This is a genomic window from Ancylomarina sp. YFZ004, assembly GCF_054254355.1.
In genome coordinates, this window is record NZ_JBTCHQ010000001.1 from 341508 (window position 1) to 367743 (window position 26236).

Here is a 26236-nt window from a genome sequence, read left to right on the forward strand (position 1 = left end):
CCAAAAAGTTAAGACTTTTTATTATCATAACAAAACCTTATTTATGAAAATTACAGATATATGGAAAAAATCCTGAAGTTGAACAATGCAATAAAGAACCGTATACTTTCAAGCTTTAAAAAAAAAGCGATATTCAATTCAGCCAAAGCAATAAGCCTCGTGAGTTCACACTTAGGAGGATTTTTTATTTCTAAGCCCATAAAGTGGAATGTATATGAATAAAAACCATACTAACTAACAGTAAAAATATTAAGCTGGTTTTTATAACTTTACTCCCTATCATAATAAGCTGCTCTTAGCCCTCCAATATGATGGTATAACAACACCTTTTCAAAAGATATATAAGAAATAGTAAGCATGTGGTTGTTTTAACCGAGTTATGGGCAATATTGAAAAAGAAAAAAAGATGAACTACGACAAAACGAAATACAAAATTTGGAATTGGAAAAGTCCAGTGATTTTACATTGGATCATTAATCCAGGATTAGTTATTAATGAGCTGATTTTAGGACAAACAATTCCGAAAGTGATGTTAATTGAGCGAGAAGGAAACAAACCTTTTTACCAACGTTCATTAGTTCCATGTCCTCACTGTGGAGAATTACATTCAGGATTAAAATTTTCTGAACAAAACAAGACCGCGTTTAAAAACTGGTTTGGTTTTTACTGTGACAATTGCAAAGAAATAATTCCAGTTCAGAGAAATCTGACTTCATTAATTATATTGACAATTACTTTTCCTATTTGGGGGTGGTTTAAACAATCAATAAAACAAAAGTGGTTAGACAAGCAACCTGAAAGATATAAAAACTTAAATCTTGAAATTATTGAGAAGAAAAACACAACGAAAGATTGGTTGAAAATGGGCTTTTTTTGGGGATTGTTCATGTATGTATTCATGATTTTTATACTCCCTCTCATTGAACAAGAAGAAATTTCACAAAAGAGCATGTTAATAGGAATTCCAATCTGGCTTATTGGAGGCTTGGGTTTTGGTTTTTTCATGAAAATATGGATGAATAGAAAAGGAAAACAAAATAAAGCCTATAACAAAAGTTGAATTTCATGGGCGCTGACAAGTAGCTTGATCCCGAAAGCTTTCGGGATAGATCAATTAAGAAATAGCTGATCCAAATCAGCAAAACACATCATCCTCGTGAGTTCACACTTGCGAGGATTTTTTGTTTCTAAACCCATAAGGTGGAATGCATCTGAATAAAAACTCTGCTATCTAACAGTAGAAATATTAAACTAATTTTAATAGCTTTACTCTGCAACATAATAAGGTGCCCTACCCCTACAATACTAAGGTATAACAAGGCCTTTTATAAAGATACAGGAGAAATAACAGCCATATGCTTGTTATTAACTAGTTATGCTTTATTCGGAGACTTCATTGAAATACTGGTGTAAAAAGATAAACTAACAATAAAATAATATGGATGATAAAAATCAAGTTTTAGAAGAAACACTTTTACTAAGTGATGATTCGATTACAAATAATGAAGAAATATTTGATCGAAATATTAAATTCATTAATAAATTCAAGGAAATTTATAATAACGAAAATGATAAACTACCCTATCATATCAATTTACTAGATATTTTATGGGCAAATGAAAATGCTCATTCTCGTATATTTACAGAGCTCCTAAAGCAAGAAAAACACAAAAGACATGAGATTTTAGAAAGCTTTTTTGAATACTTAGGATTAGATTCAACACATAATTTAAAACTAATAAAGCCAACAATAACATCAGAAAAAAATCGAATAGATTTATTGGTTTTAGATGAAAAATATGCATTAATAATTGAGAATAAAATTCATAATGCATCAGACCGGAATGGACAAATAGCTAGCTATATAGAAAAGGTCAAACAAAAAGGTTATAAAGAAGCACAAATTTTTATTGCCTATCTAACACGTGATGGAAATAAAGTATGTGAAGATATTAGCTGGGACTTTAATGAAAGAAATTACAAAAAAGATTTTGAAGACAGATATTTTGAGATATCATACAAGAGAGATGTTTTGCCATGGTTGAAAGCAAAAATTAAACCAAAGTATAAGGGAAATGATAACTATTTAGAAACTGCACTAGAACAATATATAGATTATTTAGATGGGATGTTTAATCAAAGAAAAATACAAGATAATATGAATTTACAACTACAAAATTATATAGAACAAGAACTTGATTTTAATGCTGACCCAGTTAATAATTTATCTCTATTGACAAATAAACTAGAAGACATAAATAAAGTTAATGAACAAATAGATAAACTTGTACAAAAAACACAGAAAAAATGTTGGAAGAATTGGATCGAAACTCTCAAAAGGGAATTTCCAGATCATAAAATTTTTGATAACACAGATGATGATAAATTAAAGAAAATTGGGGTGATTATTGAGTTAAATAGAAAATCAAAATTTTCTGTATTAATAGAAGATGAAGAAACTCAATTAACATATGGAATTGGTATTCATAATGCATCTAATGATATAATTAAAACTGTATCTTCAAAAGTAGAATCATTAATAGAAGGTTTTGAAAATAATGATTGGTGGTATGGTTGGAAAATTACTTCATATGAAGATGGATATAATTGTTTAAAATCTTTAATTATCGAAGTTGAAAATAATATGTAGTAAAAAAGAACAAAAGCATAACAAAGGCTCATAAAGCATAGGCTTGCCGCAGGCACATCACAGACATACTACGCATAGCCGAGCTGTTAAAAATTAAATAAAGGGCTGTTTCTCCAAAGGAATCAGCCCTTTTACTTTATAGTGGTGGCCAAAGCTGGTGAAACAAAAAGGTGGAATCAACTAAGAAATAGCTGATTCAAGTCAGCCAAAGCAATAATCCTCCTGAGTTCATTCTTAGGAGGATTTTTTGTTTCTAAGCCATAAGATGGAATGCACCTGAATAAAAATCATGCTAACTAACAGTGAAAATATTAAACTAGTTTTCATAGCTTTGTTTCCTATCATAATAAGGTGCTCCTAGCCCTACAAAACTTAGGTATAACAAGACCTTTTATAAAGATATAGGAGAAATAACAGCCATATGCTTGTTATTAACTAGTTATATGCAATTTGCCTTAGACCGATTAATATATTAGGCATACGGTGAAAAATAAAATACTGAAAATACAAAGACTAATTCTTTCGTTAGCTTATCTAAAACTAGGTTGCTCTGAATATTTATAACATAGAGAATCTTTAATTTGAAAGATGAATTGAAAAATCTCATGAATTTTAAAAGAACAATATAAAATCTAAATTAAACACCAGTTATGAAGAAAATAATTTTATCATTAATATTAATTTGCCTTTTTGCTTTTAACTCAATCTGTCAATCATATAATTATAAGAATAGTATTAATACAATTTCATCATACATCAATTTATCAGAATCTATAACCAAGAATGCATATAATTCAAATGATTTTCGAAGAATATGTTCTAATTCGCATCAAAATCTTGTAAATACCATTGGAATAGAAATTAGTGCAACTTTATCAGAAATATATGCTTCTAATTGTGACTGTAGTGATGGAGTGGATTATTCTCAAAGAATTCAAACCTTAGCTAGAGCAGCAACATATAGTTTTATTAACTCTAATGCTTCAAACTCATTTGACGAAACGTATGAATATTCTGAAGAAGCAATGGGTAAATTAGATGATATTAAATATTTTTTAAATAGTGCTGAATATATCTGTGATAAAGCAATATCAAATGAAATTAACCCAACTATTGAATCAATGAATTATAAGCAGGTTATTAGTACAGTTTCATCTTACATAAGCTTGGCGAAATCAATAACATATAGGGCATGTGAATCAAATGACTTACAAAGACTATACACTAATGCTAGTCAGAATATGGAAAACACTATTGGAATTGAAATCTGTGCAACACTATCAGAATTTCATGCATCAAACTGCAATTGTAGTGATGGAGAGGATTATTCTCAAAGGATACAAACATTAGCAAGAGAGGCAACTTATCTTTTTGTTAATGTAAATACATCTGACTCTTTAGAAGAAGCATATGATTACACAAAAAAAGCATTGAGTAAACTTGATGACATAAAATATGTATTGAGCAGTGCTACAGGGATATGTGATTAATCTATGTGAAGTTTACTAATAAGTAAAAAAAGCAGTAAACAATTGATTAATTCAATTATTTACTGCTTTTTTTTATTTAAGAGACTTTTTCAGTGCCCTAATTTCTACCCCTCTTTTTTATCAACTTCCAAAAAGACTATTAGAACTACTTTTTAGAATTCTTTGACGGTTTCAACTTAGTTGTATTCCCTGGCGTATTTTTATTATCACGACGTCTTTGGTCAAGTTTTCCGGTTGACTCAGCTTTCGGTTTTGGTCCTGGTTTTAATGACATAATGCTATTTTTTAAAATTTGCTTAAATAAAGTTAACATATTAATTCAGTTTTTATTATCTCTTCGGCTAATAATTTAATTTCCAGTTGCGAATGTGTACTAGGCATTATTTCACGGCTGAAACACAATAAATACGTATGTCTAATATTTGTGTGTATTCAATACGACACATTGACACAAATAACATTAATAGAGCTAAGTATGTGCTCTTCTACTGTAGAATATTGTTTACTCCCTGAGGAATATCGAACAAGAGTTGAGTAGGCAAGAATTTGCTTTAAATTATAACCTCTCAGACTGAATTTATATTCCGTGATGTTTTAAGAATGCAAAGTGAGCCTTGAGGAACTTTAAAAGTGAAAAGAATCAATCCAAGTTGAAATTCTATATTGAAATAGAAAAACTACCGACAAGTCGGGACCAGCAAGCACTTTTCCTTTATAATCCTAGCCAAAGCTGCTGAAACAAAAAAGGTAGAATAAATTAAAAAATATCTGATTCAATTCAGCCAAAGCAACAATCCTCGTGAGTTCATTCTTAGGAGGATTTTTTGTTTTTATGTCCATAAGATGGAATGTATCTGAATAAAAATCATGCTAACTAACAGTAAAAACATTAAACTAATTTTAATAGCTTTGTTTTCATATCATAATAAGCTGCTCTTATCCCTCCAATACTGAGGTATAACAACAGCTTTTATAAAGATACAGGAGTAATAACAGCCATATGCTTGTTATTAACTAGTTAACTACAATCGAAAAACAAATACTTTTAATGGATATAATTGAGCGTATTGAAATAAAACACTTTAGATCATTTGATGGAGGAAAAGGTCATGCAAAAGTAATTATAGAAAATTTGCAAGATCTTAATGTATTTTCAGGAGCAAATGACTCTGGGAAATCCAATGTTTTAAGAGCTTTAAATTTGTTCTTTAATGATGAAATTTCGCCAGGAGTTAAATTTGAAAAATCCAGAGACTTTTCAAAAATTGTAGCAAATAGGTTTGACCTAGATCTAGTAAAAAGAAAAGAAGATGAATTAGAAAGAGTTGCAGATTTAAAAAATCAAGGAATAATTGAAAAAGCAAAAGACTTTAGAAGATCTGATGAAATTGTATCAATTAAACTATTTTTTAACAACAAGAAAAAGCAAAGAGGTCTGCCTACTAGTTTTTGGGTTTCAAAATCATATTCTCAAAAAAATAATTTTGAAGGAGAGTACATATATCAGACAGATTTAAAAGGGAACGCTCAGGTAACATTATTTATTAATAGTTTTCGATTCGAATATGTACCAGCAATCAAGGATCGACAATACTTCAACCATCTTTTTGAAAAACTTCAAACATATCTATTCGAAAAAGAAGACAAAAAGAAACAAAACAAATTTTCGGTTTCATCTAGTAATTTTAATAACATATTAAAAACTGAAACTTCAGAATTATTTGAAAAATTTCAACTGAGTAGTGGTGTTGATGCAAATTTTTATATTCCATCAACCTTAGTCGATTTCTTCAGAACATTATCCGTTAGAACTGAAAATGATATTTCCCTATTCGATCGTGGTGACGGTGTTCAAGCCAGATTTATACCTGAAATACTAGACGAAATCTCTAAAAGTTCTAAAAAGAACATAATCTGGGGTTTTGAAGAACCTGAAAACTCATATGAAACGAAAAATATCATTAAAATTCGTGACGAATTTCTACTTAAGTATTCTAAAGAAAAACAAATATTTATCACCTCACATACTAAAGAATTTTTATCTCTAAAAAAAGAGTATACTCAAAAAGAACTTTCAATATTAAATGACAGTAAATTAAACACAAATAGTAAGAAAGAAATTGCTTTTAGTAGATTAAAAGATCTTGATTCTTCTAGTAATATCTCATTGTACAGGGTTTGGAAAAATAATGAGACAGAAAACACATCTCAAGTAACAAGGTTTAATGATAGGAATAATGAATGGGAAAATACTTGTGACGACTTAGGGGTAATATTGGAGGCTAGAATAATTGAAAACTTACAAAACAAACTTCATGCCCAAGCTCATGAAATAGCAAATTCAAGCTTATCGACAACAAATCAAAAACTCGTTATTGAGGAAATTAATGCTAAAATGTCATCTTACTTAGAGGAACTTAAAGACGCTAAATATCTCATTGAAGAATATGAAAAGCCTATATTAATAGTTGAAGACAAATACGATTCTATATATAAAATAGCCTACTTAAAATCTAAGAACATTCTTTGTACAAAAGATAATTTTAATGACGTCTTTAAGAAAGAATGTTATTTTACAATAAGGCGAGCTGAGTCAGCTGGTTCAGTAGCCGGAAAACTCAGGATGAATAATACTGATGGTTATGAAAATAAAAAAATAATTGGATTGTTTGATTTTGATAAGGAGGGTTCCGAAAATTTTTATCATTTGAAAAAAGGAAATAATTGGAAGAACAGTGAGATATTAGGTGATCTGACTAGCGGATTCTATAAGAAAAGAGAAAAACATGAGTGTTTCTATAGTTTACTACTACCTGTTCCTGAACGCCATACTAACTTAGTAAGTGATATTAAAAAAGGTAAATTCGAAAGTCTAGTTGAAGTTGAAAATTTATTATGTGATGAGATCTTAATAGACAATAAACTAGTAACAAAGGAACAAGTGTATAATATTGATTATTATAAAATAAAAGAGAATGTAAAATCATCTATTGATAGAGTTTTGATTGATTTAACTAAGGAAGACTTTAAAGACTTTATCCCATTATATAAACAAATACACAAACTCTTTAATAATTAAAAAAAGTAGTTAACAATGTGTATAGTGCATAGCACCCTACACTAAACGTTAAAATCAAAACTCAAAGTAAAAGGGCTGACTCCTTGGTGGAATAAACCCTTTTGCATTATTATGCTAACCAAATCTGGAACAAAAAAAAAGGTGAAATCAATTAAAAAATAGCTGATTCAATGCAGCCAAAGCAACAATCCTCGTGAGTTCACACTTAGGAGGATTTTTTGTTACTAAGCCCATAAGATGGAATGCACCTGAATAAAAACCATGCTAACTAACAGTAAAAATATTAAACTAGTTTTCATAGCTTTGTTCAATATCATAATAAGGTGTTCTTAGCCCTCCAATACTGAGGTATAACAACACCTTTAATAAAGATATAGGATAAATAACAGCCACATGCTTGTTATTAACTAGTTGTGTAGCATTTACCATATCAATGAATTCAATTTATACACCAGGTTTGGAATAGATAAAAATTCAAATGAAAAAAATAATATTTATACTCTCCATTTTCATCCCAACCTTAATGTTTGGGCAATCTGACACCAAGGAAGATATTTCAAAAGTTGCAGAAGAAATATCTGCGACATGGATTTTGGTGAAATATGAGAGAGACAGCCTTATAAAAGAGTGGAGTTTTGAAGAGGGGAAATATTTTGTTAAAACATTTAAGAATAAAGAAATAGTAAAGTCACAAGAAATAGATGGCTTCTACGTGAGAATAATGTCATTTAAGAGTTCTGGACAAGGAAGCTATGAAGACTATTTTGACTATAAATCTGAGATGGAAATTAATGAAAATTATGGTATAGAAGAAGTTAATGAAATTCCAGAATTAATTCTAAGCAATGGCAAGATCTTGATTAAAACGATACACCTCTATGGAAATGACGACCTTACCCACATAGTTAAACTAAATAAAGAAGAGCTAATTCTCTCGAAGGATATAGGTATTAAATGGACTTATAAAAAAATGAGATAAAAAACGCTACACAACAAAAGCTAAATTTCATGGGCGCGGATGAGCAACTTGAAAGTTTAGTTCAATTAATAAACACCAGCAAGCCACCTAGATTTGGTTTGCAAAAAATATAAACAAATATATGCGGCTTGCTTCCGCGCGGTTTGAAAGGCTAAATCTTTTAAATCGCCCACGAAAACTTAGCAAGACCGTTAAAACTTAAATTAAAGGGCTGATTCCTCTCTGGCATCAGCCCTTATTCTTTATAGTGGTAGCTCACGCTGAGCTAATCTTGCGGCAACAATGGGCAAATATAGGCATGTGGTTTTGCGTTAAGGGGTGCAGCGATTAGCCCACAGCCTTATCTATAATTTCGGCATAAGTGATGAGCCTGGTAAAAAGCTTAAGCTTGTGTGATAACATGAGGATGATGGCGAGGACTATAAGCGGAAAACCTGCCTTTCGACTCCGCTCAAGGAGCGAAAGAACGCCCAAATAGAATATCAGATTAGCTGGATAAAGCAGGAACAAAAAAAGGTGGAATCAATTAAGAAACCACCTATTTTAAAACGAATCAGTATATATAAATTGAATAAGCTCAAATGTAATTAGATCTTATAAGCAGCCAAACCATTAAATCCTTTATACACTAAATGCTTATCCAATTCTAAATTAATTTGGTATTACTACCAGAACAAAGCATATAGAGCAACCAAAACGATGATAATCGCATAGGATATAATATTGAATGTTTTACCTGTTTTAAAGGTCTCTCTGCTAATTTCAATCCCTTTCGCATCATCAGCACCTTTGTTTTGCAATAAGCTGACAAAAACAATGATTGCTATGGCAATCAGGCAGGTCAATCCCATCTGATCGAGAAATGGCAATGATGGAAACAAGCCTTCCAGAGCGCTACCTTCAACCCATCCTTTGGGTCCTAACTTAAAATACATGGCAATTGGGATAGAAGACAGAATACCAATGATAGCTGCTTTGTTGGTTGCTTTCTTCCAGAAAAGACCCAGAATGAAAACAGCCAGAATTCCCGGACTCACAACACCTGAATATTCCTGAATAAATTGAAAAGCCTGATCCAAACCATCCAACAATGGCGCTATCATACAAGCGATAACTAAAGCACCAGCTGCTGACAAACGCCCCACATTCACCGTTCTTTTATCAGAAGCTTTAGGATTAAAATAAGGCTTGTAAATATCCATTGTAAAAATGGTAGAAGTTGAATTCAACATGGATGCCAATGAGGAAACAATAGCCGCTGCCAATGCCGCAAAAGCTATTCCTTTAAAGCCATTAGGTAAAAACTGCAACAACCAAGGATAAGCCTTATCAGCTGCATCCATCGTTGGCATATTATTTTGAGCTGCATCACCCAAGCGAGCCATAATCTCAGGATCATTCACCATCACATAAGCAGCTATACCAGGAATAACAACAATCAAAGGAATAATCAGCTTTAAAATACCTGCAAATACGATACCTCTTTGCGATTCCTTTAATGATTTAGCAGCAAGCGTTCGTTGAATAATATACTGGTTGAATCCCCAATAATAAAGATTCGCAACCCACATACCACCAATCAATACACCTATACCCGGAAGGTTCACATATTGCGTATGCGCCTCATCGAGAATCATATGAAAACTATCAGGAGCTACTTCGTAAATATGTTGGAAACCAGCCCAAACGCCTTCACCTCCTGAAACATGATTCAAAGCCAAATAAGTTGTTACCAAGCCTCCTAAAGTTAGGAAAACAACCTGAACAACATCAGTCCAGGCCACAGCAGATAAGCCCCCATAAAGAGAATAACTTGCCGCAAACAGGGCCAAACCAAAGATGCCATATATCATGGGAACACCCATGATGGTTTCCATGGCCAAAGCTCCTAAATAAAGTACCGATGTTAGGTTTACAAACACGTATAGAGCAATCCAGAAAACGGCTAAAATGGTTTTCAGATTGGTTGAGTAACGCTGTTCAACAAATTGAGGTATGGTATACAAGCCTTTCTCTATAAAAATGGGAAGGAAATATTTACCAACAATTATCAGAGTAATCGCTGCCATCCACTCATAGGATGCAATGGCTAAACCAATAGCAAAACCAGAACCTGACATGCCAATAAATTGTTCTGCTGAAATATTTGCAGCAATCAAGGAAGCTCCAATGGCCCACCATGGTAATGATTTACTTGCTAAAAAATAATCATCAGCATTTTTCTGATGCCCTTCTTTATCGCGAGATACCCACAGACCTACGCCAATAATAACGATTCCATAAACGATGAAAATCGTGTAATCTAGAAATGAAAATGTATTCTCCATACTCTTATATTTTGAACTTTAATTTAAATATCAATTCAACACTTTATTTAAACTCAGCCATAAATTTAATAATTATGACAAACATTCAACAGCCTATTATCCTTTATAATGTTCCTTAGGCAACATTCTTAATCGTTCCGCACTGGTTTCAGGCGTGATATCGCGTTGAGGGTTCCCTAACATTTCGTAACCTACCATGAACTTCTTAACTGTTGCAGATCTTAATAGAGGTGGGTAAAAATGCATGTGAAAGTGCCATTCCGGATGTTCTTCACCATCAGTTGGAGACTGATGAATACCTGCAGAATAAGGGAAAGACACTTCAAATAAATTGTCGTATAGAATGGTTAAATCTCGATAAATTGCAGCTAGAGCTGTTTTTTCATCCTCACTCATTTGACCCAAATGCTGAATCGCTCTTTTAGAAATAATCATGGTTTCGAAAGGCCAGGTTGCCCAATAGGGAATCAAAGCAACAAAGTGATCATTCTCTACCAATATACGTTCTTGCTTTTCCAATTCTTTCGCTAGATAATCTTCAAGCAATGTTTTCCCATGCTTGTCGTAATAAGCTTTTAGCCTAAGCGATTCTTTTGCTGGCTCATCAGGCACTGAAGATTGCGCCCAAATTTGTCCATGTGGATGTGGGTTACTACAACCCATTACAGCCCCTTTATTCTCGAATATCTGAACGTAATTTATTTCTTCTCGCTTACCAAGATCAAGATATTGCTCCTGCCACAAGTCAACAACTTTTTTTACTGAAGAGACTTCCATCTGAGGGATGGTTAAATCGTGACGTGGCGAAAAACATATCACTCGACAAATGCCTTGTTCACTTTCTGCACGAAACAAATCGTCTTCATTCACGCCTCCTTTGGGTGCATCTAAATTTAATGCAGCAAAGTCGTTTGTAAAAACGAAAGTATCTGCGTAATTAGGATTAATCTCACCTCCTATTCGATCATTACCCGGACATAGGTAACATTCAGGATCATGCTTAGGACGTTTCTCTTCTGCAATTTTTTCAACCTGTCCTTGCCAAGGTCGTTTGGCACGATGTGGTGATACTAAAACCCACTCCCCTGTTAAAGGGTTATATCTTCGATGAGGATGATCCTCCAGATTAAATTCTGACATATTTTCGCTTATCTATTTTCGCCTATTGGTTATCGGTTATCGGTTGTCGGTTTTCAGTTATCGATAATCTGATAACTGATAACGAATGATTTCTTCATCACATTAACAAATCAACACATTACCGCATCAACTTTATTCAATCCTTCTTGCTCCATCTCCAATTTCAGCGACATAGAAATCGGGCTCCAAGCCTACTCGATTCTTATAGTTCTCACCAACCGTTTTAATAAAAACTTCCACAGCCTCATCCTTAACCAGACTTACCGTACATCCTCCAAATCCAGCACCGGTCATTCTTGATCCCAAGACACCATCAATCTTTCGAGCTTCTTCTACCATCGTATCCAGTTCAACTCCTGTTACCTCATAGTCATCACGAAGTGAATCATGTGAAGCATTCATTAAAAGACCAAATTCTTCAAGTTCACCTCTTTTTAGAGCGTCAATCGCCTTAAATACACGTTGATTTTCCGTAACAACATGTTTTGCTCTACGCTTAATAACCTCGTTACTTAATAAAGATTCAAGATTATTAAACTCCTCGTTATTTAGTTCACACAAGAAATCAATTTTCTGCTTTCGGCTAATCAATTCAACCGCAAGCTCACATTCAGATCGTCTTTCATTGTATTTTGAATCAGCCAGTCCCCTTTGCTTATTGGTATTTCCAATCACTAGCTTATAAGCATCCATCTTAAGAGGTACGGTATCATACTCTAGCGTTTCACAATTCAAGGCTAAAGCATGATTTTTAACTCCCATCCCAATGGCAAACTGGTCCATAATACCACAATTGACACCCACGAAATCATTTTCAGCCTTTTGAGACATCTTCACAAGCTCAATTTGATCTAAATTCGCTTCAACCAATTCGTTAAATGCAACCGACATCACCAGTTCAACTGAGGCAGATGATGACAAGCCAGCACCATTGGGTATATTTCCCGAAAACAAGAGTTCCATTCCTCGAGCTTTAAATCCTTTCTTCTGAAACTGATCCAAAACACCCATCGGGTACTTCACCCATTCGTTATTTCCTTTTTTAATCTGATCAGTAGAAATTCTGGTCTTATATTCGAAGTTTTCACTGGCAAAGAAGATGGAATCATCTTCCCTTTCTCGTAAAATCAGATAAGTGCCATGTGTCAATGCGCAAGGAAAAACTCGTCCGCCATTATAATCCACATGCTCTCCGATTAGATTCACTCGGCCTGGGGCAAAATATATTTTACAATCACCTTTGCCATAAAGGTGAAAGAATTGTTCTTTTAATTTTTTAAGCTGCATAATTAATCATACTGGTTGGTACTGGTCGGTAAATATATAAATAGTTTTAACGAATCCAAAGGAGATTCTTTCTTTGTTTATAAATAGATACTTATACTCATTCTAAACAAGACACTCTAATTTTAAATTAATGTCATTAATTAGTTTAAAACAGACAACCTGCCATTCATAAAAGCAAAAGGCAGGCTGTATATAAGATTCAATTATAAAACAAACTATTCGATACAATTATCCTTGATATCCTGAACAACTTCAGGGTTAAGAAGCGTACTAATATCACCCATATCATCAAAGTTCTTTTCTGCGATTTTTCTTAGAAGGCGACGCATAATTTTACCTGAACGCGTTTTAGGCAAGCCTTGAGTAAATTGAATTTTGTCGAGCTTAGCTATTGGACCTATATGCTCAACAATTATCTGATTAATTTCCTTTCGAACATTATCGTGGATTCGGGATTCCCCAACCTCTTTTAAAATAACAAAACCATAGAGAGCTTTGCCCTTAATATCATGAGGGAAACCGACAATCGCTGACTCAGCTACAGCCGGATGCTCATTGATTGCATTCTCAATTGGAGCGGTTCCCAAATTATGACCTGCTACAATAATCACATCATCAACCCTACCCGTAATTCTATAAAAACCGACAGCATCTTTAAGAGCACCATCACCTGTGAAATATTTATCCTCAAAGGTTGAAAAATAAGTTTCCTTATAACGCTGATGATTTCCCCATATCGTTCGAGCCATAGAAGGCCATGGGAATTTTATACACAAACGACCTTCAACCTGATTTCCCTTAAGCTCGAGCCCTTGCTCATCCATTAATACAGGTTGAATCCCCGGAAAAGGTAAAGTCGCATAAGTTGGAATGGTAGGCGTTACATATGGAATTGGAGAGATCATGATGCCTCCTGTTTCTGTTTGCCACCAAGTATCAACAATCGGACATTTCTTTTTACCAATATTATCGTTATACCAATCCCAGGCTTCAACATTGATAGGTTCACCTACTGTCCCCAACACTTTCAATGAAGACAAATCATATTTCTCAATATAATTCAAATTCTCTTTTGCCAGAGATCTAATAGCTGTGGGTGCTGTGTAAAGCTGATTCACTTTATGCTTTTCAACCACAGACCAAAAACGACCATAATCTGGATAACTAGGAACACCTTCGAACATAAGTGTCGTCGCTCCATTTGCAAGCGCACCATATACAATATAGCTATGTCCCGTTACCCAGCCGATATCAGCAGTGCACCAATACACATCATTTTCTCTATATTGAAATATATTTTTAAAAGTATAAGCGGTATAAACCATATAACCTGCAATGGAATGTACGATCCCTTTAGGCATTCCTGTTGAGCCTGATGTATAGAGTATGAATAAAGGATCTTCAGCATCCATTATTTCAGCAGGACAATTCGTACTAGCTTTATCTAACAATGACTGTAACCAGTGGTCACGACCTTCTTTCATATTAATGTCCGAGTGAATTCTTTTCACGACCAAAACACTTTCCACGCAAGAACAAGACTCCAAAGCCTCATCTACAATTCCCTTTAGATCCAGTGTTTTTGGACCTCTATATGAGCCATCAGAAGTAATGACCATTTTACAATCGCAGTCATTTATACGAGTAGACAAAGCAGTTGAAGAGAAGCCTGCAAAAACGACTGAATGAATGGCTCCGATACGAGCACAAGCCAACATCGATATGGTCAGCTCAGGAATCATAGGCAAATAGATACAAACCCTATCCCCTTTTTCGATTCCTTTTGATTTTAAAACATTGGCAAAAGCACAAACTCTCTCGTGAAGTTGTCTATAAGTAATATGTTGAGCTGCTTCATCTGAATCGTTGGGCTCAAAAATTATAGCAACTTTATCTGCCCGAATTTGCAGATGTCTATCAATACAGTTCTCTGTAATATTTAATTTAGCCCCCTCGAACCACTTCACATCAGGCTTTTTAAAATCCCAGGAAAGAACCTTATCCCATCGCTTTCGCCAAAGGAAATGCTCTTCTGCAATTTCTTCCCAAAAGTTCTCCGGATCTTTTACTGATTCTCTATAGACTTGAAAATACTCCTCGAGATGCTTGATGTGATAGTTACTCATATGTCTTGGTATTTGTTCATACTAAGTCAAAACGACTTCCTAGAAACAAGATACGAAACATTCTCTATTTGCTTATTTTTTTTATTTAATACCATATCAGCCAACAGAGTACCCATCAATTCAAAATCTGTTGATATCGTTGAAATACCATCAGCCACGACTTCTTTCAAGGGTGTATCATTATAAGAAATGATTCCTAAATCGACTCCCAACTCAAGCTTTTCTGACTTCGCTGTTTTCACAAGGGAAACCAAATCCTTATCGGATGGCACAATATAAACTTCGCCCTTTTGAATTTGATGATGCTTAAGACTTGAAATCACTTCAGACTCCCATTGCTCACCATGCTTATCACAGAACTTGTTAAATCCTTTCATCTGACCAATAGGCTCTTTCCCACCTGGAAAAACCAAAAATAGCTTCTGATATTTCTTTAGATCTTCCATTCCGGAATTTAGAGCAGAAATCATATCCTTTTCAAAATTCTGATGAACCGAGGGGTAATGCTTCACAAGAGTGGCATTGGTTTGGTCTAAAATATAAACCTTATCCTGTGGCAACTGCTTCAGAATAGAATGCGCATCGTTAAACTTCGCAGGCATAATCACATAAGACGTATAAGCCCCATTACTCGCTTCAATCAAATCTTTAAAAACCTGTCGATTAAAATGATGAAAATAGATATCAACTACAGCCTGTCCTTTCAAACTCTCAAGGAATGAGTTATAAAGAACTTCTTTAAAGGCATTTAACTCATCAAAAAGCAAGAATATTTTATGTTTAAACTGGGTTACAGTACTCTCTACATAATAGCCCTTACCCGGAACAGATGAGATTACGCCACGAGCTTTAAGTTCATTAAAAGCAACCAAAACGGTATCTCTCGATAAGGTGAATTCTTTACAAATGGCATTGATTGAAGGCAAACGATCACCTTTGTGAATCAAACCAGCTTCAATAGCTTCCAATAAAGAATTAATCATTTGTTTATATTTGGGAATTCCGGAATCGGTAGATATCTTAAAGATTTGATTCAACATATTGATCGTTTAAATTCTCAGGATTGAGATTGGATTCTTAGAGTAATTATTTGATCTTACAAAGATACATTTTTAACTACAGGTAGCTACCAGTATGATACAATTAATTTGTATAACATGCTTGATTCTGAAGTTTTTCTTATAATTTCGGCCTTTTAAAAGATGGAGAGTAATTAAAAATCCATCTCAAAGTTAACATTCTATATATTAAAAACAAGCCCCTCAACTGATGATTCAAGTTCAAGAATTTGCCCATAAAGATAATAAGATCAAGCATTTTGTTCTTTCAAACAATAATGGCGTTTGCGCAAAAATCACGAATTACGGAGCCATCCTAACTTCCCTAACACTACCTTTAAAATCGGGAGACAGAGAAATTATTTTGGGTTTTGATTCTTTGGAAGACTATAAAAGTGAAAACTATCTGAGGGATTACCCCTATTTCGGAGCCATTATTGGGCGATATGCCAATAGAATTAATCAAGGTAAAGTGACTATTGATGGTAAAGATATTCAACTAGCCACAAATCATGGGCAGCATCACTTACATGGCGGTTATTCTGGTTTTGATAAACGAGTTTGGGATGCTGAAACTGTGGGCGAAACGAGACTCCAATTAAGCTTATTAAGTATTGATGGAGATGAAGATTTTCCTGGAAACATGAAAATAACAGTCATCTATGAATTAAATGATGAAAACGAACTAGCCATCTATTATTCTGCCACTTGCGATAAAACCAGCCCAATCAATCTAACCTCACACACTTATTTCAACTTTACAGGTGGAGAAGAGAACATATTGAATCATGAACTTCAAATTGATTCGAATCAAACACTTGAAAACAACACAGAACTGATTCCTACCGGTAAGTATCTGGATGTTAACAATACAGCTTTCAATTTCAGAACTCAAAAGAAGATTAGTAAGGATATCGATTCTGTAGAAAATTACGACAACTGCTTTGTATTAAAAACGGAAGGCAAAACGCTTAGAAAAGTGGCTGAAGTTTACGAAGAACAATCAAATATCAGCATGGAAGTTTCAACAGATTTCCCGGGCTTACAGCTCTACACAGGTAAGTATATTAATATTGAAGGGAATAATAAATTTGGTCCCTTTTCAGGACTTGCTCTTGAAACACAAGGTTATCCTGATGCGCCAAACCAAGATAATTTCTCACATGGCTTAATTCATCCTGGAGAAGTATACAAGCATCAAACCCGCTATAAACTCCACTTCTAGGAAACAGATCGTCTCAATCTGATCTATAAAACGGAAGTCTTACCCATTGAAGTGGTTATGATCTGTCATAAAAACGAACAAAAGCCATTCTAATTTAGGAATGGCTTGTGTTGTTTGACCTTCTTAATTGACGGTTTAGACTCTATAGCTTATCAAATCAAGCAGACTCTTTCTTTCAGTCTCAAGTACTAATTATTTACCGCAATTTCATTCATCTCACAATATTTCATCAAGTATGCATCGGCTAGATCGCTTCCTAGAGATTTTAAGCGGTTCCAGTCTTCACATGCCCCCGTCTCATTACCAACATTAAATCGCGTTAATCCTCTTGTAAACAATATGGTTTCACTAAATGGTTGGTAAACATATGCTCTATCAAATAATCTCAAGGCCCTTTTGTGCTTATCCTTTAACAGCTTTTTATTCCCTCGCTGATATAATTTCTGAGCCATTCTCAAATGGTTTGAATATTCCATCTTAAAAGTAATAGCGACTTCCTTTTCCATTGCAACAGGAGTACCGTTGTTTTGTCCTGGTTTCCACATGCCATCACTCGATTGCAAAACCCTTATTACTTCACTGTCAATATCAGAAGAAATGCTGGCTAAAACGTCAAAGTCGTCTAATTCACCATTGGGTAGAACTGTAAATTGGATGACTGTTGTGCCTTCGCGCCATATCTTTTCGGCTTCTTTCGGATATTCAAGCTTTACTCTTAAATAATCGTAGATCGAGGCAGTTACCACCTCATTTAAAACCTCCACCGTTCCATGTATTCCAGTAAATACCGGAGGCTTCACGTCTACATCTTTTAGAATATTGGTTTTATTCAGAATTTGTCCAGTTGAAAAAAATGCAACAAACATGAACAGAATCAGGATCGTTGTTGCTTTCATGTCTTTGTTTTTTTGTTATTAATTTTCACTCGTTGGAAATCAACGATGTGTTGTTTTAGCTAGTAGATTTATTTAGGTGAATTTTGTATTGAAGTAGCTTAATACAAAAATGAGCACTTCTGATATTTAAAAATGATTTACCAGCCAATTACAAAACACTTCCCTGACGAGTTTGTTTGCATTCTCGCCAAGGAAAATGCCATGTTACTTTTAGTCTTTGCATAATTCCATTTTTTAAGGTTAATTTCAATTTCATCAGTTTTTTCATATTCTTGAAGGCCATCACTAACTGATCATGTTAGAATACAAAGAAACAGACTAATAGGCATAAAAGCCTAATAGTCTGGTTGCATGCTTTTGTAAAAAAAAGATTAAGAATGTTGAATCATGGTAATTAGGTTGCATTTTTAAGAATAATGAAATTTTACCCTTAAAATGCTATCCGAATGTGAAATGTAATTGAGGAAATAAACAGGCTTATTGATTCGACGTAATCAATACCTCTTCCCATGGTAGATTCATTTTTTGTAGTAGCTTGTTATACCTGTCGTCATTCCTAATGTCTTCGGTACACGGATAGAAATTAATATAGATTATGGGATAAGTTTTATTATTACAGGCATCATTTAACAGCTCAAAGGCTTTGTCGGTGAAGCCCAAGCTAGCAGCTATCATACCCCGATAACACGCATTGACCTCCTTTTTTTTTGAAAACTCTTCAAATTCATTCCATATTGCCAATGCTTTCTCCCTTTGACCAGCCTTCACATAGGCGTATGCACGTAAGCTTTTCCAATAGGCTCCGTTGACTGGAAGTTTTTCATGATACTCAATCGCTTGCTGATACATCTTTTTCTGAAGAAATACCCATCCCAGAGTTAGGTTCCCGTATGGCACATCATCTTTTAAGTCCAGTGCTTTTCTTGCCCATATTTCGGCCTTGTCATATTCCTTGTTGTGGTAATACAATAAGGCAAGCCACGCCGTGTAAGAGGCTGAGAAAGGTTCCAGCATAACTGCCTTTTTAGCATGATAAATCGATTTTTTAAAATCATCAAAAAGAATGTAATACCAGGCAAAGTGGGCGTGTGCAATTGCACTGTTGGGATTATTGGCAATGGCATTCTCAAAGGCATTTTTAGCCTTATACCAGTCCCAAACCTGGTATAAATAAAGAATGGATAAGGCGCTGTAAGCTTCATCAATTGTGGGATCCAATTTAATAGCCTTATTGGCAGCAGACATAGCTCGTAGAAATGCATCATTCGAGTCAAGCTGTCCATGCCCCACTAAAGCATATCCCACTGCCAAACCAGCATAGGCAAAAGGATCTCCCGGATCTCTGTCTATAGCCTGCTGCAGGTAATTAATGCCTTTCTCAAATGACTCTTTTGTTCCCTGATTTAAATAATGCATCCCGCGCAAATATGCTTTGTAAGTTTCAGGATTTACTGTTCGTGAATTTGTAAGGCGTTGCTCTTCTTTTGCTGAAAGTTCAATATTGATTTTTTGTGCTATATCTTTCACTGCAGAAGACTGAACAGCCAGTACATTGGATATGCCATCGCGATATTCATTTGCTAACATGTGGCGCTCTTTTGGAAAGACTTCCATCAGCTGAATTAAAATTCGAATACTGTCATCTACACCGAAAACTGAACCCTCCACAATACAATTTACGCCGAGTTCTTCTGCAATATCTTTTAATAGCATGTTATGTTCGCGATAGCGGAGAGTTGAGGTTCTTGAAATCACACGAAGAGAAGCAAACTGGCCCAGTTCTCCAATAAGCGCATCGTGCATACCATCAACAAAATAGTCATTTTCGGCTTGTCCAGTTAAATTATGTAGAGGAAGAACAGCAATTGATGTTTCATTAGCATGGATAGCTTCAAGAACGTATAATCCCACGACCACTAAAGTCAATGTCAGAATGAGAACCAAGCCGAATTTTCTCGATTTCAAAAACTTAAATCCCAAATAATATATTTTATTCTGCTCTGTATCAACAAGTTGTTCTTCGGCATGAACAGCTATTCCTTTTCTAACATCACCTGGCGAAACTTTATAGCATTTTTTAAACACTTTATTAAAGTAACTGGGGCTTCTAAAACCCACTTGGTAGGCAATTTCTGAGACAGTTGCAACGTCATTCTCTAAAAGCTCTTTGGCACGGATCAATCTAGTTTCCTTGATCAGATCACTAGCGGATTTACCAGTTAACTTTATAAGTTTTCTATGTAGCATCGATCGGCTTAATCCTACATTTTCAGCCAAATTTGATACCGAAAAATTCTCATCACCTAGATTATCTTCGATATTCTGATGGATTTTCTTTAAAAATTGGTCGCATAAGGAAGATCGATTTTCCATATTAAATAAATAATTAACGGTAATTTATTCAAGAATAATGCCTCAAAAACAAAGTTACAGAATTGTGGAGTAACAAAACAATCCCTTTCCACCTTATTGTCAACCGTTTGATAGAATAACAACACAATAGTGTGATTTTTTAAAAAAAAATGGAAACCTGGATAAAACATCTGTCAGGGCTAGACTTATATACAAACAAATACACATTTAAAGCTGGCATATTCATAAGCCCCTCAATGGTTACATTACAACTTAAAAACAGAGTTTGATGCAAGATTTCAATCCTGTTTCACCATCTCGCCTGCCCACAGATAAACTAGATCCTGAATTCAAAGAAAAGACAAAAGTTACTCCTTCCAGAGTAGCTTTTTTTAGTTTTAAAATTAACATATACAACAAACCACACACAACACATTAAAATACTGGAATACATAATCTTATTCAAAACCCAACATTATATTAAAAAAAGTTAAATTAATATTTATTAAAAACGATTTAACTATACTTGTAAGGACCTATTATTTGTAAAATACAGAAAACACAACAACGCACTAGTAAGCAATGACTTAAATAACAATAAGTATACCAAACATAAACAATAAGATAATCAGTCATGATTTTAACCCGACCCAACCCTGTATGACAATCTTTTCAAAACAAAAAAATCTAATCCTCAAAATTCTATTTTTATCTTTCACAATCACATCATGCCATTCTAAACAAAATGATATATACACACATCAGGTTGAGCATAACGACTTCATAGATAATTTGACTGTTATTGGTGAACTTCAGCCCTCAAGTACCCTAAATATTTCATGTCCTCGTTTAAGAGCTGATGCAAGCATATCCTATCTGATTAAACACGGTAAATGGGTTGAAAAAGGTGATACAATTTGCATTCTCGAAGCCAAGGCAATTGCAAATAAGTATGAACAAGCTAAGTCTGATTTAGATAATGCCAAAGCTGAATACAGAAAAACTGAAGCGCAATTAAATCTAGACACACAGCTACTGATCGCCCAAAAAGAAACCATCGAAGCCAGTGAAGCCATTAAAAAATTAGATAGCATACAGCAAAAATTTGTCTCAAGTTCTCGCAAACGAATTATCGGTCTCGAACTAAGAAAAGCTGAGCTAGAAAAACAAAAAGTGGTGAACCGACTTAATAGTTTAAAAAAGATCAATAAATCGGTACTCAGTCAGAAGACAATTAAAATTAAACAAGCCGAAAACCAATTAAGTAGTGCGAAATCACTTCTAAACCAACTCATTATAACAGCCCCAAGTTCTGGTACATTTTTACGTGCAAAACAACGCCGGAGTAATAAATTAATGAATGAAGGAGATATTGTTTGGGGAGGTATGGCAATAGCTAAAATTCCAAATACTGCATCCTATCAAGTCAAATTCTCTCTTACTGAACAAGAGTGTAAACAGATAGAAAAAGATTTTCCTTTTGAAGGCAAAACCAGATCCAATGAAATAATTACAGGAGTAATTAAAAACAAAGCCCCAATAGGAAAACCTATTGAAGAGAATTCAGAAGTTAAAATATTTGAAGTCATTGCTAAAATAGACTCGATAAACTTCGAAGCCAAACCAGGGCAATCTGTATGCTGCGATATTATAACAAAATCAATCCCTAATGTCTATATCATACCCTTACTGGCCGTCTTCCCAGAAGATAGCATTCAAGTGGTATATGTTGCACAGCAAGAGAAGTTTGAAAAACGTCCTATTACAATCGTTTATAAAAATGCCATTCAAGCTATCGTAAAAAGCGGATTTAAAGCTGAAGAAAAAGTAGCTCTTATAAAACCACACAAAAATCAAATCCTGAAATAAGATACCTCCAATGAATAAACTAAGCATCTTCTTATTAATTCTCATTTGCACTGCATGTTCTCCTGATGGAAAAGATGATATTTCACTCTACAAAGTAAAGAAGGGTGATCTCTCCATAAGCTTAACTGAAGAAGGAGAACTAAAAGCCTCTAATTCGATCAATATTTCTTCGCCAGCCATTTCATGGCGTTTTGGCAATCTTAAAATCATCAAAATTATTGACGACGGAACAGAAGTGATTAAAGGTGACACAGTGATGATATTCGATCCCTCTGAAGTCGGTAAAGCCATTGAACAATCGGAAAATGAATTGGACATTGCTAAAGCAGAGTTGGAAAAGAACAAGGCTGAGCAAGCCTCCAAATTGGAAGAGTTAGAATCGAATTTTAAGATCACAGAAATCTCACATCGCATTTCCGAAATAAATTTCGAGCTGGCTGAATATGAAGCTGAAATAACAAAAAGAGAGATTGAGCTTAAACTTAAAAAAGCTAAAATATCATTGGGTAAAGCCAAAGGAGAAATCTTAAACACGAAAAAAATTCAGCACGAAGAGTTACAACAGTCTCTCCTTAAAATTAAACAATTAGAAGCTAAGGTAATTGAAGCTAAAGATGCACTTGAAAGTCTTACCATAATTAGCCCAGCGCCAGGTATAGCCATTTTAACAAAAAACTGGAGCACTAACAATAAATGGCAAGTTGGGGATCAAACTTGGTCGGGTAATCCTATGATTAGTCTTCCTGATCTAAGTCAAATTATATCTACAGTAAAGATTAACGAAATTGATATTTCAAAGATACGTTCCTCACAAAAGGTTGAGATTAAATTAGATGCCTACTCTGATACCATTTTCTCTGCACAAGTAACTAAAATTGCCAATTTAGCCGAAAGCAAAAATGGTAAAGATAAGATCAAGGTTTTTCCCATAGAGACCCTAATTAATGGAACATCACCAAAATTGCTACCAGGAATGACTGTTAGCTGTAAAATAATGATTGACGAAATAAAAGATGAACTTCTCATACCCCTAGACGCCTTGTATTCTGAAAAAAACCTACACTGGGTTTACTTAAAATCAGGAAGTAGCTTCAAAAAAACAAATGTGGGGATAGGTGCTTCAAATAGCGATTATATCATTATAAAAGAAGGCATAAAAGAAGGAGATCAGCTCGCATTATCGAATCCCTTTCCTGAAAATGAATCAAAGAATAAGCAGGACGAATTATAAACCCCAATTTCATTATGGAAAAAGTAAAAATCTTATTACTGGCGGGAATGCTATTCTTCATTTCCTGCAGCAAGACTAATAAAGACTCTGAATTTAAAATCCAAAAGGGCAGTTTTAATGCTTCAATAACAGAAACTGGTGAATTACTAGCCATTAATGCTGTCAGTATCAACATGCCATCAATCGGATTTAGGTATGGCTTTCGATTTAAAATTATCGAATTGGTTGACAATGGTACCATTGTAAAGCTTGGTGATAAGATTGCTAAAATAGATGAAGCAACAGTTGGTAAAAGAATCATTGAACTTGAAACGCAATATAATCTGGAGCAAGCCAATTTAAACAAACAAATAATTGAGCAGGATAATCAAGTGCAAAGCTTAGAAATAGCCCTTGAAGAAGAACAGGCCAATTATGAATTGAAAGAGCTCGAGATGGAAACTTTTAAATTTGAGTCTCCACGAAAAAGAAAGATCAAGAAGCTTGAATTTGAACAGGTTCAGATTAACAGAACAAAAGCCATTCGTAACATTCAGCGCCAAAAGATCATCAAAGAAAATCAAATTAAAATTCAAAAATTAAAGGTAAATCAAATTAGACTGGAGATTGAGCAAGCATACATCGCCATCAAAAAACTGGATATAGTCAGTCCAATAAATGGTATTGTTCAACTCAAGCAAAACAGAAGATCCAAACAGAATTATAAGGTTGGTGATGAAATCTTCTTAAATCAGTCTTTTGCACTTGTTCCAGATATCAATTCTATGAAGGTGAAAACCAGTATCAATGAACTTGATTATAAAAAAGTACAATTAGGACAAAAGGTTAAGGTTAGATTAGATGCCCTACCCGAAGTTATATTTGAAGGGAAGATCAGCTCATTAGGCAAACTCAGTAAACCTAAAGAGCAAGACAGCAAGATTAAGGTGTTTGATGCTGAAATCACAATCATTAATAATGACGAACGATTAAAGCCAGGAATGACTGTTAGTTGTCAGATTCTTTATGCCGATTATCAAAATGTGATATATGTGCATAACGATTGTTTACTACGCGAAAAGGGTAAATACTACATTTTCCCAGAAAAGGGTGAAAAGCAGGAAGTCAAAATAGGCTTTTCAAATAATAATTACACGCTTATACTTGGCAAACAAATAGAGGGACAAGCCTTATTTCAGGCCAACAGAAAGAAAGAGCCAACAAGTGAACAAGAAGCTTAAACCCTTAAGATCACATCACTGAAACATCCCAATTAATTGTCAAAATAATAGAATCTTTATGCAATTAGAAGAAAACGTACAAGCTGCCTTTAACGGCTTGAGAGAGCACAAATTCAGATCCTTTCTGACCATGCTGGGTATCATATTCGGCGTAGCTTCAGTCATAGCCATGCTATCCATTGGTGAAGGTGCCAAACGTGAGGCCATCAAAAAATACCAACAATTAGGTGTCAATAATATTATCGTTCGTGACATGGATCTTTCAGATAAAGAATTGGAAAGTATGCGTGCCAAATTTTCTCCAGGCTTATCTCTCAAGGATGCACGGGCTATTAGAAATATAGTTCCTCAGATTGTTGATTTAGCCCCACAAGCAGAGAAAAAAGCCGACGTTAAATACCAAGACAAATCTGTTAAAGCAACCTTGATTGGTGTAACGCCCAGTTATTCAGAAATACTCAACTATTCAACCGAAAGTGGGAGTTTTGTTAACAAAGATCACCAGAACAGGCAATTAAAGGTTTGCGTGATTGGGATGGATATCGCATCAAAATTTTTCACTATTGACGATCCTATAGGACAAAGCATTAAGGTTGATGACCAATGGCTGGAAGTGATTGGAGTATTGAAGAGCAAATCTCTTTTTACTGAAACCGTAGGTGAACTTGCTTCACGGGATTTAAATTCAGATATCTACATCCCTCTTTCTACTTTTCACAAACGATTCGATAAAGAAAAATTACTTTCCAGCGAATTAAAACAAATAACGATAAAACTAGAAGGATCTGAGAACATTACCCAAATATCTAAAATTGTTGAGAACCTGGTAAACCGTCATCATTTCAACAATAAGGATTTTAGTATTGTAATCCCAATTGAATTATTGAAACAGGAAGAAAAAGAACGACGCATTTATAATATTCTCCTTGGGTCGATTGCTGCTATTTCTTTATTGGTAGGTGGCATTGGTATTATGAACATTATGCTAGCTACAGTAATGGAACGAACCAGAGAAATTGGTGTCCGTAGAGCCATTGGTGCAAAGAAAGATGATATTCTTTCACAGTTCATTACCGAATCACTGGTGCTAAGTATTACAGGGGGAATTATAGGCGTTATTTTAGGCTTAACTCTCTCTATTACCATCTCATTATCCACAGCTATTACAACAAGTGTTACATTATACTCAGTTCTTATAGCCTTTTTATTTTCAGTACTTGTGGGTGTCACTTTTGGCTATTTACCAGCACGAAAAGCAGCCCGTTTGAGTCCTATTGAATCCATTCGTTACGAATAAATCCCCTGAA

The 26236-nt window shown here is 34.4% G+C and carries 18 protein-coding genes; 10 read left to right on the top strand and 8 right to left on the bottom strand.

Features of this window, described 5'->3' with window-relative positions; all coding sequences use genetic code 11:
• Window positions 1-379: 379 nt before the first annotated feature.
• The 3 genes from ACXR6G_RS01460 to ACXR6G_RS01470 all read left to right on the top strand — a co-directional run bounded on the left by ACXR6G_RS01460 (window position 380) and on the right by ACXR6G_RS01470 (window position 4140).
• Entirely contained in the window at window positions 380-1060 is a 681-nt protein-coding gene (locus tag ACXR6G_RS01460) for a hypothetical protein (RefSeq protein ID WP_458359618.1), read from the top strand.
• Window positions 1061-1438: 378 nt separating this feature from the next.
• Window positions 1439-2650 (top strand): PD-(D/E)XK nuclease family protein, encoded by a 1212-nt coding sequence (locus ACXR6G_RS01465; RefSeq protein ID WP_458359619.1) that lies wholly within the window; start codon window positions 1439-1441, stop codon window positions 2648-2650.
• Between the two features lie 650 nt (window positions 2651-3300).
• On the top strand, window positions 3301-4140 hold the full coding sequence (locus tag ACXR6G_RS01470) for a hypothetical protein (protein ID WP_458359620.1): 840 nt from the start codon (window positions 3301-3303) through the stop codon (window positions 4138-4140).
• A 145-nt stretch (window positions 4141-4285) separates the two neighbouring features.
• On the opposite strand, the gene ACXR6G_RS01475 is transcribed toward ACXR6G_RS01470, so the two are convergent.
• The gene (locus ACXR6G_RS01475) at window positions 4286-4414 is read right to left on the bottom strand and encodes a hypothetical protein (RefSeq protein ID WP_458359621.1); all 129 of its coding nucleotides are present in this window, start codon (window positions 4412-4414) and stop codon (window positions 4286-4288) included.
• A gap of 774 nt (window positions 4415-5188) precedes the next feature.
• Here ACXR6G_RS01475 and ACXR6G_RS01480 point away from each other — a divergent pair.
• Together ACXR6G_RS01480 and ACXR6G_RS01485 are read left to right on the top strand one after the other, a co-directional pair.
• Complete coding sequence (locus ACXR6G_RS01480; RefSeq protein ID WP_458359622.1) at window positions 5189-7219, top strand: AAA family ATPase; 2031 nt, start codon at window positions 5189-5191, stop codon at window positions 7217-7219.
• A gap of 478 nt (window positions 7220-7697) precedes the next feature.
• Window positions 7698-8198: a hypothetical protein gene (locus ACXR6G_RS01485; RefSeq protein ID WP_458359623.1), complete on the top strand. Its 501-nt coding sequence runs from the start codon at window positions 7698-7700 to the stop codon at window positions 8196-8198.
• Window positions 8199-8863: 665 nt separating this feature from the next.
• On the opposite strand, the gene ACXR6G_RS01490 is transcribed toward ACXR6G_RS01485, so the two are convergent.
• The 5 genes from ACXR6G_RS01490 to ACXR6G_RS01510 form a co-directional block, all read right to left on the bottom strand.
• A complete protein-coding gene (locus ACXR6G_RS01490; protein WP_458359624.1) occupies window positions 8864-10525 on the bottom strand; it encodes a sodium/sugar symporter in 1662 nt (553 codons plus the stop codon).
• A gap of 96 nt (window positions 10526-10621) precedes the next feature.
• On the bottom strand, window positions 10622-11665 hold the full coding sequence (locus ACXR6G_RS01495; RefSeq protein ID WP_458359625.1) for a UDP-glucose--hexose-1-phosphate uridylyltransferase: 1044 nt from the start codon (window positions 11663-11665) through the stop codon (window positions 10622-10624).
• Between the two features lie 132 nt (window positions 11666-11797).
• Window positions 11798-12952, bottom strand: a complete 1155-nt coding sequence (locus ACXR6G_RS01500) for a galactokinase (RefSeq protein ID WP_458359626.1) — start codon at window positions 12950-12952, stop codon at window positions 11798-11800.
• Between the two features lie 215 nt (window positions 12953-13167).
• A complete protein-coding gene (gene acs, locus ACXR6G_RS01505) occupies window positions 13168-15078 on the bottom strand; it encodes an acetate--CoA ligase (RefSeq protein ID WP_458359627.1) in 1911 nt (636 codons plus the stop codon).
• A gap of 26 nt (window positions 15079-15104) precedes the next feature.
• Window positions 15105-16118 (bottom strand): GntR family transcriptional regulator, encoded by a 1014-nt coding sequence (locus ACXR6G_RS01510; RefSeq protein WP_458359628.1) that lies wholly within the window; start codon window positions 16116-16118, stop codon window positions 15105-15107.
• 229 nt (window positions 16119-16347) lie between these two features.
• Between ACXR6G_RS01510 and ACXR6G_RS01515 the strand changes: the two genes are divergently transcribed.
• The gene (locus ACXR6G_RS01515) at window positions 16348-17361 is read left to right on the top strand and encodes an aldose epimerase family protein (protein ID WP_458359629.1); all 1014 of its coding nucleotides are present in this window, start codon (window positions 16348-16350) and stop codon (window positions 17359-17361) included.
• A 188-nt stretch (window positions 17362-17549) separates the two neighbouring features.
• Here the strand turns inward: ACXR6G_RS01515 and ACXR6G_RS01520 are convergent, their stop codons facing one another.
• Window positions 17550-18257, bottom strand: a complete 708-nt coding sequence (locus ACXR6G_RS01520) for an energy transducer TonB (protein WP_458359630.1) — start codon at window positions 18255-18257, stop codon at window positions 17550-17552.
• Between the two features lie 477 nt (window positions 18258-18734).
• Window positions 18735-20630, bottom strand: a complete 1896-nt coding sequence (locus ACXR6G_RS01525) for a helix-turn-helix domain-containing protein (protein WP_458359631.1) — start codon at window positions 20628-20630, stop codon at window positions 18735-18737.
• A 771-nt stretch (window positions 20631-21401) separates the two neighbouring features.
• On the opposite strand from ACXR6G_RS01525, the gene ACXR6G_RS01530 reads away from it, so the two are divergent.
• The 4 genes from ACXR6G_RS01530 to ACXR6G_RS01545 are packed head-to-tail and all read left to right on the top strand — an operon-like array spanning window position 21402 to window position 26226.
• Complete coding sequence (locus ACXR6G_RS01530; protein ID WP_458359632.1) at window positions 21402-22478, top strand: efflux RND transporter periplasmic adaptor subunit; 1077 nt, start codon at window positions 21402-21404, stop codon at window positions 22476-22478.
• Between the two features lie 10 nt (window positions 22479-22488).
• Window positions 22489-23709, top strand: coding sequence for an efflux RND transporter periplasmic adaptor subunit (locus ACXR6G_RS01535; protein ID WP_458359633.1), 1221 nt, complete (start codon window positions 22489-22491; stop codon window positions 23707-23709).
• 14 nt (window positions 23710-23723) lie between these two features.
• Entirely contained in the window at window positions 23724-24929 is a 1206-nt protein-coding gene (locus ACXR6G_RS01540; RefSeq protein WP_458359634.1) for an efflux RND transporter periplasmic adaptor subunit, read from the top strand.
• 58 nt (window positions 24930-24987) lie between these two features.
• A complete protein-coding gene (locus tag ACXR6G_RS01545) occupies window positions 24988-26226 on the top strand; it encodes an ABC transporter permease (RefSeq protein ID WP_458359635.1) in 1239 nt (412 codons plus the stop codon).
• Window positions 26227-26236: the final 10 nt, after the last annotated feature.

Coding starts and splice junctions, on each gene's coding strand:
- ACXR6G_RS01460 (WP_458359618.1), top strand. CDS start 380: ATGGGCAATATTGAAAAAGAAAAAAAGATGAACTACGACAAAACGAAA.
- ACXR6G_RS01465 (WP_458359619.1), top strand. CDS start 1,439: ATGGATGATAAAAATCAAGTTTTAGAAGAAACACTTTTACTAAGTGAT.
- ACXR6G_RS01470 (WP_458359620.1), top strand. CDS start 3,301: ATGAAGAAAATAATTTTATCATTAATATTAATTTGCCTTTTTGCTTTT.
- ACXR6G_RS01475 (WP_458359621.1), bottom strand. CDS start 4,414: ATGTCATTAAAACCAGGACCAAAACCGAAAGCTGAGTCAACCGGAAAA.
- ACXR6G_RS01480 (WP_458359622.1), top strand. CDS start 5,189: ATGGATATAATTGAGCGTATTGAAATAAAACACTTTAGATCATTTGAT.
- ACXR6G_RS01485 (WP_458359623.1), top strand. CDS start 7,698: ATGAAAAAAATAATATTTATACTCTCCATTTTCATCCCAACCTTAATG.
- ACXR6G_RS01490 (WP_458359624.1), bottom strand. CDS start 10,525: ATGGAGAATACATTTTCATTTCTAGATTACACGATTTTCATCGTTTAT.
- ACXR6G_RS01495 (WP_458359625.1), bottom strand. CDS start 11,665: ATGTCAGAATTTAATCTGGAGGATCATCCTCATCGAAGATATAACCCT.
- ACXR6G_RS01500 (WP_458359626.1), bottom strand. CDS start 12,952: ATGCAGCTTAAAAAATTAAAAGAACAATTCTTTCACCTTTATGGCAAA.
- acs (WP_458359627.1), bottom strand. CDS start 15,078: ATGAGTAACTATCACATCAAGCATCTCGAGGAGTATTTTCAAGTCTAT.
- ACXR6G_RS01510 (WP_458359628.1), bottom strand. CDS start 16,118: ATGTTGAATCAAATCTTTAAGATATCTACCGATTCCGGAATTCCCAAA.
- ACXR6G_RS01515 (WP_458359629.1), top strand. CDS start 16,348: ATGATTCAAGTTCAAGAATTTGCCCATAAAGATAATAAGATCAAGCAT.
- ACXR6G_RS01520 (WP_458359630.1), bottom strand. CDS start 18,257: ATGAAAGCAACAACGATCCTGATTCTGTTCATGTTTGTTGCATTTTTT.
- ACXR6G_RS01525 (WP_458359631.1), bottom strand. CDS start 20,630: ATGGAAAATCGATCTTCCTTATGCGACCAATTTTTAAAGAAAATCCAT.
- ACXR6G_RS01535 (WP_458359633.1), top strand. CDS start 22,489: ATGAATAAACTAAGCATCTTCTTATTAATTCTCATTTGCACTGCATGT.
- ACXR6G_RS01540 (WP_458359634.1), top strand. CDS start 23,724: ATGGAAAAAGTAAAAATCTTATTACTGGCGGGAATGCTATTCTTCATT.
- ACXR6G_RS01545 (WP_458359635.1), top strand. CDS start 24,988: ATGCAATTAGAAGAAAACGTACAAGCTGCCTTTAACGGCTTGAGAGAG.